The following is a 13614-nucleotide window of genomic DNA, read 5'->3' on the forward strand; positions in this document are numbered from 1 at the left end:
ACGGCACTGATACCGCCTCCGCTGGCCCTGCCGCGGATTCCCGCGGCGCCGGGATGCGGCGGATCCTGGACCGCGAAACGCGCTCGTCCCGGGCCGGAGTGTCCGGCATCGCCGCGGTGCTGGTGGTGCTCCTGTGCGGTTACGGTCTCCTCGAAGCCGCGGTGCGTGCCATCGGGCAGCCGCCGTGGCTCATCGATCCGGAGACTGCGGCGGAGCGCATCATCGCCCTCCCGCAGGGCATACCACCCCTGCTGCTCGGCGTCATCGGAGCCGTCACGGCCATGGTGGGGCTGTTTTTCTTCCTTAATGCGGTGCTGCCCGGACGCCGGGCCAGGCACCTGCTCCCGGATCCCCGCGCCGGAGTGGTGGTTGACGACGAGGTGATCGCCTCCGCACTTGCCCGCCGTGCCCGGCTGGCCGCGAACGTCACCCCGGAACAGGTGATGGTGGTGGTTTCGCAGCGGCAGGTGACCGTCAGCGTGCGTCCCACGTCCGGGGTGCCGGTCAGCGAAAACGCCGTCCTGGCGTCGGTGCTGGAGGAACTGCGGGAGATGGCTCCCGTTCCCATGCCCGAAGTGCGCGTCAGCGTGGCCACGTCAGGGGTGATCGGGGCATGAACAACACCCCCAGAGTACTTAACCGGATCCTGATCGGAATTCTGGGCCTGAAACTGCTGGTCATCGGACTGCTCCTGGTCACGCTGGCCACCGTGCCGGCCGCGGGTCCGTGGTGGCAGCAGTGGTCTGCCGGTGTGCGGAGCGGAATGAGCCAACTCTTCCAGCACACCGGAGTTCCGGGCCGCGAGGAAAGCTGGCTGTGGGCCGTGATCGCACTGCTGCTGGTCGGGGTCACAGCCGCGATGGTGGGGTGGGTGGCTCAGCAGGGCAAAGGCCGCTCCGGCCTGATTGTCGCTGCGGACGACGCAGGCGATTCCCCCGGCAATGTGCGGATCGGCGGCGGCGTGGCCGAGCAGGCGCTGCGGGCGGCCTTGGCCGAACGGCAGGACCTCGCCGGCGCCACGGTAGCCACCTACGAGATCCGTGGCGAGCCCGCATTGAAGATCCGGCTGCAACCGCGCCATGGCGTTGCCCCGCACCTTCTTGCCGCGGACGTTTCCGCCCTCGTGGAGGCGCTGGACGCCGTCGTCGGCAAACGCACGCCCGTGCTGATCCACATAAGTGCGGGTGCCCGTTCACGGTTCAGCCGCGCCGAACGCGTCCGCTGATCCGCGGCGAACGCGTCCGCTGACAGGCGGGCCGAACGCGTCCGCTGACAGGCGGGCCCGGCAACAGCTGTGTGCTTTAGTCGGCGAGGAGGTACGCGGCGGAGTTCGGTGCCAGCTTCCGTGCGCCTGCCGGGTCCGTTTTCGAATCGGCGTCGCCACCCGTCACAGCCTCCGGCATGCTGGCCAAGGCGACCCGGTATCCGTCCGGCAGCGGGGCTGCGGCAACGCCCATGTTGGCGATCACCAGGACGTCCCCGTTGCGGAAGGCGAGGACACCGTCGGCGGGCTGGTGCGCATCTGCCCAGACGAAGCTCCCGGCGCCCAGCCGGTGTTCGCGGCGGAGGGCCAGTGCCGCACGGTACAGCTCCAGCGTGGAACCGGCGACGCCGTCCTGACGGTCCGCTGCCAATTCACCGAACGACTCGGGCTGGGGGAGCCAGGGGGCGGCGGGCGCGTTGGCTGCTCCGGTTCCTGCTCCGGCTGCCGACGCGAACCCGTAGCCCGGTTCACCGGACTTCCACGGAAGCGGGACACGGCATCCGTCGCGGCCGCGTTCCACGCCGTTGGTCCGGAAGAACGTGGGATCCTGGCGGGATTCGGCCGGGACGGCAGTGTGTTCGGGTAGGCCCAGTTCCTCGCCCTGGTACAGGTAGGCCGAACCCGGGAGGGCCAGCGAAACCATGGTGGCGGCCCGGGCGCGTGCCAGGCCCAGTCCGGCGTCGGGCTGCTCATCCTCGGTGGCAATGCCCTTCGGGAACGTGGTGGGATCCTTCAGTCCGAAGCGTGTGCTGTGCCGGACGGTGTCGTGGTTGCTGAGCACCCATGTGGTGGTGGCACCCACGGTGGCGGCAGCGCGCAGTGAAGCCTCAATGGCCACGGCAGTCCGTGCGGCATCCCAGCCGGCCAGCAGGAAGTCGAAGTTGAACGCCTGCTGCATTTCATCCGGCCGGACATACCGGGCCAGCCGCTCGGCCGGCTCCACCCAGGCCTCGGCCACCAGCATGCGGTCGCCGTCGTACTCGGCCAGCACCCGGTTCCAGTCACGGTAGATGTCATGGACGCCGTCCTGGTCAAAGAACGGAGACGGCGGATAGAGCGGCGAGACCGGCTGGTGCCCGTCGCCGTCGCCGTCGCCGGCGGCAGCGGTGTGGGCGCGGTGCGGTTCCTCCGCTTCGGTGTGGCCGCCGTGGGCATCGCCGGGCAGTTCGGTGGCCCCTTCCACCATGGCCGCGGAGCCTTCCCAGTCGGGCAGTCCCGCTTCCTTGACCATGCCGTGGGCAACGTCCACGCGGAACCCGTCCACGCCGCGATCCAGCCAGAACCGCAGCACCGAGCGCATTTCCTCCTTGACCTCGGCGTTTTCCCAGTTCAGGTCCGGCTGCTTGGTGTCGAACAGGTGCAGGTACCATTCGCCGGGCGCGCCGTCAGCCTCCGTCACTCGGGACCAGGCCGGGCCGCCGAAGATGGACTTCCAGTTGTTCGGTGCCAGGTCGCCGTCGCCGGAACCGGGAACTGAATCCTTGCCGGGCCGGAACATGTACCGGTCCCGTTCACGGGACCCCGGGGCTGCTGCAAGGGCCTCCTGGAACCAGGCGTGTTCGTCCGAGGTGTGGTTGGGGACCAGGTCCACGATCACCCTGAGCCCCAGGCCGTGAGCTTTCTGCAACATTTCGTCGAAGTCCGCCAGGGTACCGAACAGCGGGTCCACTTCGCGGTAGTCGGCCACGTCGTACCCGGCATCGGCCTGCGGTGACTTGTAGAAGGGGGACAGCCAGACGGCATCGACCCCGAGCTTGTGCAAATGGTCCAAATGCGCCGTCACACCGCGGAGATCGCCCATCCCGTCCCCGTTCGCGTCGGCGAAGGACCGGGGGTAGACCTGGTAAACAACGGCGCTGGCCCACCAGGCCTGGATCGAGGAGCCGGCAGTGGGGACTGGGCTGTATGCCACAGATATCCTTTCCATAAACTTCGGTGTAAACGCTTGCATTTCTCACCGCAACGTTACTAGTGTGATGGGCACCACTTCAACCGCACCCCCGATCTTGCTCGACACTCAGCGAGGAGTCTCTCTTTATGAAATCCCCTAAGTTCCTTTTGCCGGCCGCTGCCGCCGGCGTACTGGCGTTAACCCTCTCCGCCTGCGGTGGCGGAGGCGGCACCACCGGCGGCGGAGGCGGAGGCGGCGGCGACGCCGAACAGGGCCTCGACGGCCGCGGCCCCATCACGTACGTCCAGGGCAAGGACAACAGCAACGTCGTCCGTCCCCTGATCGAAAAGTGGAATGCCGACCACCCGAACGAGAAGGTCACCTTCAAGGAACAGACCGACCAGGCCGACCAGCAGCATGACGACCTGGTCCAGCACTTCCAGGCGAAGGACGCCGGCTACGACGTCGTCGATGTCGACGTTGTCTGGACGGCCGAATTCGCGGCCAAGGGCTGGCTCCAGCCGCTCAAGGACAAGATGGCGCTGGACACGTCCGCCATGCTCAAGCCGACGGTCGACAGCGGAACCTACAAGGGGACCCTGTATGCGGCCCCGCAGACCTCAGACGGTGGCATCCTCTACTACCGCAAGGATCTGGTTCCCACCGCGCCCACGACGTGGGACGAAATGATGGGCATGTGCTCCATCGCCAAGGCAAACAACATTGGCTGCTATGCGGGCCAGTTCAGCAAGTATGAGGGCCTCACGGTCAACGCCTCCGAGGCCATCAACTCCTCGGGCGGCTCCGTGCTCGACAAGGACGGCAAGCCCAGCCTGAACACGGCCGACGCCAAGGCAGGGCTGGAAAACCTCGCGAAGGCCTACGCTGACGGCAACATCCCGAAGGAAGCCATCACGTACAAGGAAGAAGAGAGCCGGCAGGCATTCCAGGACGGCAAGCTTCTGTTCCTGCGCAACTGGCCGTACGTCTACAACCTGGCCACCACTGAAGGATCCTCCAAGGTCAAGGACGTCCTGGGCATGACCGCCCTTCCCGGCAAGGACGGCCCGGGTGCCTCCTCGCTCGGCGGTCACAACCTCGCCGTGAGCGTCTACTCGAAGAACAAGGCCACGGCCCTGGACTTCCTGAAGTTCATGACCTCGGAAGAAACCGAGAAGTTCTACGCCACCCAGGGCTCGCTCGCCCCGGTTCTGGGCTCGTTGTACGAAGACAAGGAACTCGTGGCCAAGCTGCCGTACCTTCCGGTCCTGAAGACCTCCATCGAGAACGCCGTGCCGCGTCCGGTCACGCCGTTCTACCCGGCGGTTACCAAGGCCATCCAGGAAAACGCCTACTCTGCCATCAAGGGAGAGAAAACCGTGGAAAGCGCATTGTCTGACATGCAGAAGTCCATCGAGTCCGCTAGTGCGGGACAGTAGCCACTCATGGCAACCGAATTGGGCCCGACGCCGGTAAAATCACCGGCGTCGGGCGGTACCCCGGTCCATCACGGCCCCAAGGGCGTCGGTGAGGACAACAAGATCCTGAGCCAGGGTAAGTGGGCTTCCTGGCTCCTTGCCCCCACCATCATCGCCTTGGCCATAGTGATCGTTTATCCGATCATCAGCGCCATCGTTATGTCCTTCCAGAAGGACGCCGGACTCGATCCGGTCACCGGTCTGTTCACCGCCGGCGGCCCGGCCGGCGTCCAGAACTACGTGAACTGGCTTGCCCAGCAATGCGCGGCACCCGGAGGCGGAACGGTGGCATGCCCGCCCGGAACCCTCGGTGGCCAGTTCTGGTCAGCCACGGCAACAACCTTCTTCTTCACTGTGGTTACGGTGACGTTGGAGACCGTGCTCGGTTTCTGGATGGCCCTCATCATGGCCAGGACGTTCCGCGGCCGGAGCCTCGTCCGCGCAGCAGTCCTGGTGCCGTGGGCCATTCCCACCGCCGTGACTGCCAAGCTGTGGCTGTTCATCTTCGCTTTCGAAGGCATCGCCAACAAGCTGTTCAACACCACCATCCTGTGGACAGGCAGTGAGTGGCCGGCCAAGTGGGCCGTGATCATCGCCGACGTCTGGAAGACCACACCGTTCATGGCGCTGCTCATCCTGGCCGGGCTGCAGATGATCCCGGCCGAGGTCTATGAAGCTGCAAAGGTTGACGGCGCCACCACCTGGCAGCGGTTCCGGATGATCACCCTGCCGCTGGTAAAGCCGGCGCTGATGGTGGCTGTCCTCTTCCGCACCCTGGATGCACTGCGTATGTTCGACCTCCCGTACATTCTGACGGGCGGCGCCAACAACACCACCACGCTGTCCATCCTGGTGATCAATCAGATCAGACAAGGGTTTAACGCAGCGGCAGCATTGTCCACGATCACGTTCATCATCATCTTCCTCGTCGCGTTCATCTTTGTACGGTTCCTCGGGGCGAATGTCGTGGAGCAAAGCGGAGCCACCGGTAAGGGGAAGAAATGAGCACCGCGTCAGCCGCGACTGCCCTGAGGGCAGAACAGGACAAGGGCCGCAAAGCCTCTCAGAACCGGGAGAAATGGGCGCAGGGGCGCACCTACATCAGTGCCGTCGTCGTCCTGATCTGGTGCCTGGCACCGGCTTACTGGATGGTGGTGACAGCGTTCCGCGATGTGGGCTTCACCTATGACACATCGATACTGCCGACGCATGTCACGCTGGATAACTTCAACACGGCTTTCGATACGTCCTTCGGCAACAAGTTCGGGCAGGCACTGCTCAACAGCATCTTCATCGGCGTCGTCGTCACGGTTGTGTCGCTGCTGATCGGTGTTTTCGCCGCGTACGCACTGGCCCGCCTGAACTTCCGGTTCAAGTACCTCGTGCTGGGCTTCATCCTGGGCGCGTCCATGTTCCCGGGCGTCGCCCTCATCACGCCGCTGTTCCAGCTGTTCACCAACATCGGCTGGATGGGCACCTACCAGGCGCTGATCATCCCGAACATCTCGTTCGTGCTGCCGCTGACCGTGTACACCATGACGTCCTTCTTCCGCGAAATGCCGTGGGAACTGGAGGAGTCGGCACGGGTGGATGGCTGCACGCAGGGCCAGGCGTTCCGGAAGGTGATTCTGCCCCTGGCCGCACCGGCGATCTTCACCACGGCAATCCTGGCATTCATCTCCTCCTGGAATGAGTTCCTGATCGCCAGCCAGCTGTCCAGCGACGCGACCCAGCCCGTAACGGTGGCCATCGCGAGCTTCGCCGGTGCCCAGCCGAACCAGATCCCGTACACGGCCATCATGGCCGCCGGAACCATCGTCACCATTCCCTTGGTGATCCTTGTGCTGGTCTTCCAGCGCAAGATTGTTGCCGGCCTCACCGCCGGCGCCGTCAAGTGAGCCGCCAAGTGACAGGGGCGGCCGAAGGCAAGCAGAACCACGGATTCATCCGGAGCGAGCACAAACGGGCCCGCTCCGGGGAAGACTTCGACATCATCATCGGATTCCTCGGATTCTGGGCCGTCGTGCTGCTGGCGGTCACCGTCTGGATGGAGGTGACCGCCCAACCGGCCCTCGGCTGGGCGCTCGGCCTGCTGGCCACGCTACTGGCGCTCTACGGGATGGTCCGGCTTCGCCGCGGGCTGCCCGCCAGGACCGCTACGCGTAAGAAATAGGAGCTGACCAAGAGCTCAACGGCTGAGCGGAATAGACTGGTTTGTTGCCGCAGAACACCAGGTAGCAAGATTCTGCGGACAGCTGACAAGGGGAAATACCGTGGCACGCACATCTGACAGGGCTCAACGGGGCGGCCATTCCGGCGTCAGCATTGAGGATGTTGCCGCAGCCGCGGGGGTTTCCACCGCCACCGTATCGCGCGCAGTCCGCGGACTGCCCAGGGTTTCACCGGCCACCCGGGAAAAAATTCTCGAGGTGGCCGGTGCCTTGGGCTACGTGGCATCCTCGTCCGCCTCGGGGCTGGCCACCGGGCGGACCAAGACCATCGGCGTGCTGGCGCCGTTCGTGAGCCGCTGGTTCTTCTCGAAGGCCATCGAGGGCGCGGACCGGGAATTGCACGCCCGCCAGTACAACCTCTCGCTGTTCAACCTGGGCGGCCACGGCAGCAACCGTGAGCGGCTCTTCAGCAAGACCATGGTCTACAAGCAGATCGATGCCCTCCTGGTGCTTTGTATGGCGCTGACCCACGACGAAATCGAGCACCTGCAAAAGATCGACATTCCCTTGGTGGTGGTCGGCGGCCATGTGGAGGAGTGCCCCTACATCGGCATCGACGACTATGCCGCGGCGTCCACCGCCGTGCGGCACCTGATCAGCCTGGGCCACAAGGACATCGCCCTCCTGCACGGCGACGACGAAACCGATCTCAACTTCGACGTTCCCCGCGTCCGCATCAAGGCTTTCCAGGACGTTATGGCGGGATCCGGGCTGACGGTACGTCCGGAATGGGATGAATGGGGTGACTTCACCGTCCGCAGCGGGCAGGACGCCTTCACCCGGATGTGGGCCCGGCCCGGACCGAAACCCACCGCCATCTTCTGCGCTTCGGACGAGATGGCCATGGGCGTGATCTTCGAAGCCCACAAAGTGGGCGTCCGCGTGCCCGAAGACCTGTCCGTCATCGGGATCGACGACCATGATTTCTCGGACGCCATGGGACTGACCACGGTGCGGCAGCGGCCTGACGAACAGGCTGAACTCGGCACCAAGATGCTGTTGGATGAGCTTGACGGGGCCATCGGTGCGGTCCACTCAACGGTAGCGCCGCATCAGCTGATCGTCAGGAGAACGACGGCGCCGCCCCCTTCCGCGGACAACGCCAGTTAGCAGGCTAGGCCAGTTAGCAGCCTAGGACGCGCGGGCGAGCTGCCTGATGGGAATCCAGCGCGAGGCGAGCCGGCGGTAGGCCGCAGCGGCTCCGGTCATGTCCCCCTCCGCCAGGCATTCGATGCCCAGGCGCACATCCATGGGTGAATCGTCCGGATACACCTTGTCCGCAACGGCGCCGTAGTCCAGTTCCACCACGGAGCCGGGGTGGAAGAGTTCCAGCCACTCGGTGAGCTGGGTCATGTCGTCCAGCATGTCCAGGTCGGGGGCGGCCAGGGCCAGGTTGGCCACGGCATAGCGGACCCGTTCCAGGGCTTCCCCGATCCGTGCCCAGACCCGGACCGTGACGATCCGCCCGCCCGATTCCACCACGTCCTGATGGTCGGATTCCTGGAAAAGCGAGAACCAGCTGAAGGGGATGCCCCACGTGGAGGCGCGGGTGTGGACGCGGGTTGAGCCCTCGCGGGCCTTCACCAGGTCAATACGTTCCTGGTGCTTGTCCCGCTGTTCCTCCGGTATCAGGAGTTCCGCCAGTGGTCCGTGGATGCCTTCCATGAGGGCGTTGGCGGCAAGGCCCGCCCGCAGCACCAGCTGGCTGGGGCAGTACAGCAGTGCCGGCCCGTTGTCGGCGGCAGCAGCGGCTGCGGATCCCGGCCCGCCGGCGTCGGACGGTCCGGCAGCGTCCGGCGCGCCGGAGGACGTGTGCCTGCGCGGCTGTTCCGGCTCCGGGGGAGCGGGTACGACCCGCACCAGATCGGTCCTACCGGTGGGGAAGGGATCTCCGCCGGGGCGCGTGATCCGGCCCAGGGACGCCTGCAGTTCCGCGTTTTCCACGGCAGCCCGGGACGCCGTCCGGGCGCCTGCCGTCTGCAGCGCGGCGCGCTGCTCCTCGGGGAACGCGGACAGCGGCTCGTAGATCCGCAGCGCGGACGAGAAGGGCAGGCCCGCCTGGCCCCGGTAGATGTTGCCCGTCATCGCGGACCCATCAGTCGGCCAGCTCCACGATGACCGGCGCGTGGTCGGAAGCGCCCTTGCCTTTTCGCTCCTCGCGGTCGATGGACGCCCCGGTCACCCGGGAGGCCAGCGCGGGGGAGGCAAGGACGAAGTCGATCCGCATGCCTTCCTTCTTGGGGAACCGGAGCTGGGTGTAGTCCCAGTAGGTGTAGACGCCGGGGCCGGGGGTGTGCGGACGGACGACGTCGGTGAATCCTGCCCCTTCAAAGGCGTGGAACGCGGCGCGCTCGGGTTCGCTGACGTGGGTCATTGCGTTGGCGCGGAAGAAGTCGATGTCCCAGACGTCGTCGTCCTGCGGGGCGATATTCCAGTCGCCCATCAGGGCAATCTGTGCTTCGGGGTCTTCGGTGACCCAGGCCTGGGCATGGGTCTTCAGCATGTCCAGCCAGCTGAGCTTGTAGGGCATGTGTTCGTCGTCGAGGGACCGGCCGTTGGGAACATAGAGGCTCCACACCCGGACGCCGCCGCACGTGGCGCCGATGGCGCGGGCCTCCTGGACGGGGTCCTTGCCGTTCTTGCCGAACACCGGCTGGTCCAGGAAAGACCGTTCCACGTCGTCGAGCCCCACGCGGGAGGCGATTGCCACGCCGTTCCACTGGTTCACGCCAAAGTGCGCCACCTCGTAGCCCATGCGCTCAAAGAGCTCCCACGGGAAGTTGTCGTCCTTGCACTTGGTTTCCTGGATGGCCAGGACGTCGCAGTCACTGCGCTGCAGCCAGGCCTCCACGCGGTCGGCACGGGCACGGAGGGAGTTCACATTCCAGGTAGCAATCTTCACAGTTCCTAACTTACCGAACTTGGGCGCCCGGCATAGCGGACTGGCGCTCCGGCAGGGCCGGCTTTGCGCCGGCATCGCGGCCGAAACGGGGCACATTGGCGCGGACACGCCGCCAAATAGGGCCTGATCCGGCAGAATCCACGTCAAAGTGCCCCACGACGGCCGGGCCCGACGGCGGTGCCCGGCCGGCGCGGGCGCCCTCGCGCGCTCTGGAATTTAGTAGGAAGTCCGAGTATATTCAGCAGCAAGGATGGTGTAGGTCACATGCAAAGGAGCATTCCGCCATGGTTCGCGAGCTTTCCCATTACGTAGACGGACAGCGGGTAGAAGGCACCTCCGGGCGCTTCAGCGACGTCTACGATCCGTGCACCGGCGAGGTCCAGGCCAGGTTGCCGCTGGCCAGTGCCGAAGAGGTCCGCAATGTCATCGCCAGCGCAGAGAAGGCCCAAGTGGCATGGGGTGCGATGAATCCCCAGCGCCGCGGCCGGATCCTGCTCAAGTTCGTGGACCTCGTAAACGAGCACCTGGACGAACTCGCCGCGTTGCTGTCCTCCGAGCACGGCAAGACCTTGCCGGACGCGAAAGGCGACATCCAGCGCGGCATCGAGGTGGTGGAGTTCTCCGCCGGCGCCCCGCACCTGCTCAAGGGCGAGTTCTCCGACGATGCAGGGTCCGGCATCGACGTTCACTCCATGCGCCAGCCCCTGGGCGTGGTGGCCGGCATTACCCCGTTCAACTTCCCCGCGATGATTCCGCTCTGGAAGTCCGGCCCGGCCCTGGCCGCCGGCAACGCGTTCATCCTGAAGCCCTCGGAGCGGGACCCGTCCGTGCCGCTGCGGCTGGCCGAGCTGTTCACTGAAGCCGGGGTGCCGGACGGCGTGTTCAACGTGGTCAACGGGGACAAGGAGGCGGTGGACGCGCTGCTTGAGGATGAGCGCGTCAAAGCCATCGGCTTTGTGGGCTCCACCCCGATCGCCCAGTACATCTACGCCACCGCTGCCGCCCACGGCAAGCGCGCCCAGTGCTTCGGCGGTGCCAAGAACCACATGGTGATCATGCCGGACGCGGACCTGGACATGGCCGTGGATGCGCTGATGGGCGCGGGCTACGGATCCGCGGGCGAACGCTGCATGGCCATCTCGGTGGCGGTCCCCGTGGGCAAGGAAACTGCCGATGCCTTGGTTTCCAAGCTGGAGGAACGCGTGAAGCATCTCAGGGTGGGCCACAGCCTGGATAAGGATGCGGACTTCGGACCGGTGGTGGCGGCGTCCGCCAAGGAACGGATCGAGGGCTACATCCAGTCCGGCGTCGACGAGGGCGCAACCCTCGTGGCGGACGGCCGCGGCCTCACCGTTGACGGCTATGACGGCGGGTTCTGGGTGGGGCCCACGCTCTTTGACAACGTCACCAAGGACATGAAGATCTACAAAGAGGAGATCTTCGGCCCGGTGCTCAGCGTGCTGCGCGCCGCCGACTATGACGAGGCCCTCCGGCTCTGCAGCGAGCACGAGTTCGGCAACGGCGTGGCCATCTTCACGCGCGACGGCGACGCCGCCCGTGACTTCGCCAGCCGCGTGCAGGTGGGTATGGTGGGCATCAACGTGCCCATCCCGGTGCCGATCGCCTACTACACGTTCGGCGGCTGGAAGGCCTCCGGCTTCGGAGACCTCAACCAGCACGGCGCCGATGCGTTCCGTTTCTACACCAAGACCAAGACCGTGACCAGCCGCTGGCCCTCCGGCATCCGCCAGGGCGCCAGCTACGTGATGCCGGAAGGCAGCTGATGAGCGCAGGACCTGCCGCAGGTACGAACACAGCAAGCGCCACTGACGAAGTCCTGTTTGAGCGGCGCGGCCACCTCGGCGTCATCACGCTGAACCGGCCCAAGGCCGTAAACGCCCTCACCGCCGGCATGGCCGCCGCGATGCTGGAGCGGCTCGCCGCCTGGGCGGACGACGACGGCGTGGCCACCGTCCTGGTGCGCGGTTCCGGTGAGCGGGGGCTGTGCGCCGGCGGCGACATCGTGGCCATCTACGAGGACATGCTGACGGGCGGTGATTCAACGGCGGACTTCTGGCGCACCGAATACCAACTGAATGCGCTGATCGCCGGGTACCCGAAGCCGTACGTGGCCTTTATGGACGGCCTGGTGCTGGGCGGCGGTGTGGGGATTTCGGCTCACGGTTCCGTGCGTGTGGTCACCGAACGCACCCGCACCGGCATGCCGGAGACCACCATCGGATTCGTGCCCGACGTCGGCGGCACCCTGCTGCTGTCGCGCTCGCCCGGGGAGGCGGGCACCCATGCGGCCCTGACCGGCGCCCACCTGAGCGGAGCGGACGCCCTGTTCCTGGGCATGGCCGACCACTTCGTGGCCTCGGCGAACCTGCCCGCCCTGGCGGCGGCACTGGAACGCGAAACGGCGGAAGCCGCCGTCGGACGTTTCGCCGAAGAGCCGCCGGCTTCGGCGCTGGCCGGGCAACGGCACTGGATCGACGCCTGCTATGCAGGTGACGACGTCGAGGAGATCCTTCGCCGGTTGCGGGCCTTTGACGGAGGCGCGTCCGGGGAGGCCTCGGACGCGGCCGACACGATCGAGGCGAAGTCGCCCACGGCGGTGAAGGTGGCGCTGGAATCGCTCCGCCGCGCCAAGGATCTGACGCTGGAGGAGGCTTTGGAGCAGGAGTACCGCGTGGGCCTGCGATTCCTGGCCGGACCGGACTTCCGCGAGGGCATCCGGGCGCAGGTGGTGGACAAGGACCGCAACCCGCAGTGGAAGCCGGCCAGCCTGCATGAGGTTTCCACCGCCGACGTCGAGAGGTTCTTCGAGCCGCTGGGGGACCGGGAGCTCAACCTGCAATCCAAGGAGGCCGACAATGTCTGAAACAACCGCAATGTCCGAAGCAACAGGACCCGGGCAAATGGCGCACGTCGCGTTCCTGGGGTTGGGGCACATGGGCGGTCCCATGGCCGCCAACCTGGTCAAGGCCGGGTACACAGTGGCGGGGTTCGACGTTGTGCCCGCGGCGCTGGACGCGGCCCGGGAGCACGGGATTCCCACCGTGGCAACACCTGCCGAAGCCGTTGCCGGTGCGGACGTGGTACTCACCATGTTCCCCAGCGGCCAGCACGTCCTCGATGCCTACCGCGGAACGGACGGCCAGCCCGGGCTGCTGGACGCTGCCGGGCCGGACACCATGTTCCTGGACTGCTCCACCATTAACGTTGACGAGGCCCGGGAGGCTTCCGCGCTCGCCGTTGCCGCCGGCCACCGGGCAGTGGACGCCCCGGTCTCCGGTGGTGTTGTGGGGGCCGAAGCAGGAACCCTGACATTTATGGTGGGCGCACTGCCCGGAGACTTCGACGCCGTGCGGCCGCTGCTGGAAGTGATGGGCAAGCGCGTGGTCCACTGCGGCGCCCACGGTGCGGGCCAGGCCGCCAAGGTCTGCAACAACCTGATCCTGGGCGTCTCGATGATCGCGGTGAGCGAGGCCTTCGTGCTCGGCGAGAAGCTGGGGCTGACGCACCAGGCCCTGTTCGACGTTGCGTCCGCGGCGTCCGGGCAGTGCTGGGCGCTCACCACCAACTGCCCGGTCCCCGGGCCTGTGCCCGCCAGTCCGGCCAACCGGGATTACCAGCCGGGCTTTGCCGGCGCGCTGATGGCGAAGGACCTCAAGCTGGCCCTGAACGCGCTGCAGAGCACCGGAGTGGCCGCCAGGATGGGGCCGCTGGCATCGGAGATCTACGATACGTTTGCGGCGGAGGGCGGCGCGGGCCGTGACTTCTCCGGCATCATCACGGACATCCGGGACAAGTCGGCGCACTAGGCGCGGCAGCAGTATTCGAAG

The 13614-nt window shown here is 66.4% G+C and carries 13 protein-coding genes; 10 read left to right on the forward strand and 3 right to left on the reverse strand.

All coding sequences use genetic code 11. The features are described 5' to 3' along the window. The first annotated feature begins 53 nt into the window (after positions 1-53). Together AC1DRE_RS07250 and AC1DRE_RS07255 are read left to right on the forward strand one after the other, a co-directional pair. Positions 54-617 (forward strand): hypothetical protein, encoded by a 564-nt coding sequence (locus AC1DRE_RS07250; RefSeq protein WP_476984152.1) that lies wholly within the window; start codon positions 54-56, stop codon positions 615-617. Next, positions 614-1225 carry a hypothetical protein gene (locus AC1DRE_RS07255; RefSeq protein WP_476983989.1) on the forward strand — a complete coding sequence of 204 codons (612 nt, stop codon included), beginning with the start codon at positions 614-616 and terminating at the stop codon, positions 1223-1225. Before AC1DRE_RS07250 ends, AC1DRE_RS07255 begins: the two co-directional genes overlap by 4 nt. A gap of 76 nt (positions 1226-1301) precedes the next feature. Here the strand turns inward: AC1DRE_RS07255 and AC1DRE_RS07260 are convergent, their stop codons facing one another. Continuing rightward, the gene (locus tag AC1DRE_RS07260) at positions 1302-3191 is read right to left on the reverse strand and encodes a glycoside hydrolase family 13 protein (protein WP_476983990.1); all 1890 of its coding nucleotides are present in this window, start codon (positions 3189-3191) and stop codon (positions 1302-1304) included. Between the two features lie 110 nt (positions 3192-3301). On the opposite strand from AC1DRE_RS07260, the gene AC1DRE_RS07265 reads away from it, so the two are divergent. The 5 genes from AC1DRE_RS07265 to AC1DRE_RS07285 all read left to right on the forward strand — a co-directional run bounded on the left by AC1DRE_RS07265 (position 3302) and on the right by AC1DRE_RS07285 (position 7974). Then, positions 3302-4594 carry an ABC transporter substrate-binding protein gene (locus AC1DRE_RS07265; RefSeq protein WP_476983991.1) on the forward strand — a complete coding sequence of 431 codons (1293 nt, stop codon included), beginning with the start codon at positions 3302-3304 and terminating at the stop codon, positions 4592-4594. Between the two features lie 6 nt (positions 4595-4600). Next, positions 4601-5638: a carbohydrate ABC transporter permease gene (locus AC1DRE_RS07270; RefSeq protein ID WP_476983992.1), complete on the forward strand. Its 1038-nt coding sequence runs from the start codon at positions 4601-4603 to the stop codon at positions 5636-5638. Beyond that, positions 5635-6531, forward strand: a complete 897-nt coding sequence (locus tag AC1DRE_RS07275; RefSeq protein WP_476983993.1) for a carbohydrate ABC transporter permease — start codon at positions 5635-5637, stop codon at positions 6529-6531. Before AC1DRE_RS07270 ends, AC1DRE_RS07275 begins: the two co-directional genes overlap by 4 nt. Positions 6532-6539: 8 nt before the next feature. Continuing rightward, the gene (locus AC1DRE_RS07280) at positions 6540-6806 is read left to right on the forward strand and encodes a hypothetical protein (protein WP_476984153.1); all 267 of its coding nucleotides are present in this window, start codon (positions 6540-6542) and stop codon (positions 6804-6806) included. A 100-nt stretch (positions 6807-6906) separates the two neighbouring features. Next, positions 6907-7974, forward strand: coding sequence for a LacI family DNA-binding transcriptional regulator (locus AC1DRE_RS07285; protein WP_476983994.1), 1068 nt, complete (start codon positions 6907-6909; stop codon positions 7972-7974). A 21-nt stretch (positions 7975-7995) separates the two neighbouring features. Here the strand turns inward: AC1DRE_RS07285 and AC1DRE_RS07290 are convergent, their stop codons facing one another. Together AC1DRE_RS07290 and AC1DRE_RS07295 are read right to left on the reverse strand one after the other, a co-directional pair. Continuing rightward, the gene (locus AC1DRE_RS07290; RefSeq protein ID WP_476983995.1) at positions 7996-8949 is read right to left on the reverse strand and encodes a DUF8083 family protein; all 954 of its coding nucleotides are present in this window, start codon (positions 8947-8949) and stop codon (positions 7996-7998) included. A 10-nt stretch (positions 8950-8959) separates the two neighbouring features. Beyond that, positions 8960-9766 carry an exodeoxyribonuclease III gene (locus AC1DRE_RS07295; protein ID WP_476983996.1) on the reverse strand — a complete coding sequence of 269 codons (807 nt, stop codon included), beginning with the start codon at positions 9764-9766 and terminating at the stop codon, positions 8960-8962. Positions 9767-10050: 284 nt separating this feature from the next. On the opposite strand from AC1DRE_RS07295, the gene AC1DRE_RS07300 reads away from it, so the two are divergent. The 3 genes from AC1DRE_RS07300 to mmsB are packed head-to-tail and all read left to right on the forward strand — an operon-like array spanning position 10051 to position 13593. Next, positions 10051-11550: a CoA-acylating methylmalonate-semialdehyde dehydrogenase gene (locus tag AC1DRE_RS07300; RefSeq protein ID WP_476983997.1), complete on the forward strand. Its 1500-nt coding sequence runs from the start codon at positions 10051-10053 to the stop codon at positions 11548-11550. Next, complete coding sequence (locus tag AC1DRE_RS07305; RefSeq protein ID WP_476983998.1) at positions 11550-12650, forward strand: enoyl-CoA hydratase/isomerase family protein; 1101 nt, start codon at positions 11550-11552, stop codon at positions 12648-12650. The genes AC1DRE_RS07300 and AC1DRE_RS07305 overlap by 1 nt, the downstream gene beginning before the upstream one ends. Then, complete coding sequence (gene mmsB / locus AC1DRE_RS07310; protein ID WP_476983999.1) at positions 12643-13593, forward strand: 3-hydroxyisobutyrate dehydrogenase; 951 nt, start codon at positions 12643-12645, stop codon at positions 13591-13593. The genes AC1DRE_RS07305 and mmsB overlap by 8 nt, the downstream gene beginning before the upstream one ends. The last annotated feature ends 21 nt before the right edge of the window (positions 13594-13614 follow it).

The organism is Arthrobacter sp. P4_H3, from assembly GCF_056400885.1.

What these genes read in the sequence shown, in the direction of transcription:
- AC1DRE_RS07270 (WP_476983992.1), top strand. Translation starts at nt 4,601, where the DNA reads ATGGCAACCGAATTGGGCCCGACGCCGGTAAAATCACCGGCGTCGGGC.
- AC1DRE_RS07250 (WP_476984152.1), top strand. Translation starts at nt 54, where the DNA reads ATGCGGCGGATCCTGGACCGCGAAACGCGCTCGTCCCGGGCCGGAGTG.
- AC1DRE_RS07275 (WP_476983993.1), top strand. Translation starts at nt 5,635, where the DNA reads ATGAGCACCGCGTCAGCCGCGACTGCCCTGAGGGCAGAACAGGACAAG.
- AC1DRE_RS07260 (WP_476983990.1), bottom strand. Translation starts at nt 3,191, where the DNA reads ATGGAAAGGATATCTGTGGCATACAGCCCAGTCCCCACTGCCGGCTCC.
- AC1DRE_RS07290 (WP_476983995.1), bottom strand. Translation starts at nt 8,949, where the DNA reads ATGACGGGCAACATCTACCGGGGCCAGGCGGGCCTGCCCTTCTCGTCC.
- AC1DRE_RS07255 (WP_476983989.1), top strand. Translation starts at nt 614, where the DNA reads ATGAACAACACCCCCAGAGTACTTAACCGGATCCTGATCGGAATTCTG.
- AC1DRE_RS07305 (WP_476983998.1), top strand. Translation starts at nt 11,550, where the DNA reads ATGAGCGCAGGACCTGCCGCAGGTACGAACACAGCAAGCGCCACTGAC.
- mmsB (WP_476983999.1), top strand. Translation starts at nt 12,643, where the DNA reads ATGTCTGAAACAACCGCAATGTCCGAAGCAACAGGACCCGGGCAAATG.
- AC1DRE_RS07265 (WP_476983991.1), top strand. Translation starts at nt 3,302, where the DNA reads ATGAAATCCCCTAAGTTCCTTTTGCCGGCCGCTGCCGCCGGCGTACTG.
- AC1DRE_RS07300 (WP_476983997.1), top strand. Translation starts at nt 10,051, where the DNA reads ATGGTTCGCGAGCTTTCCCATTACGTAGACGGACAGCGGGTAGAAGGC.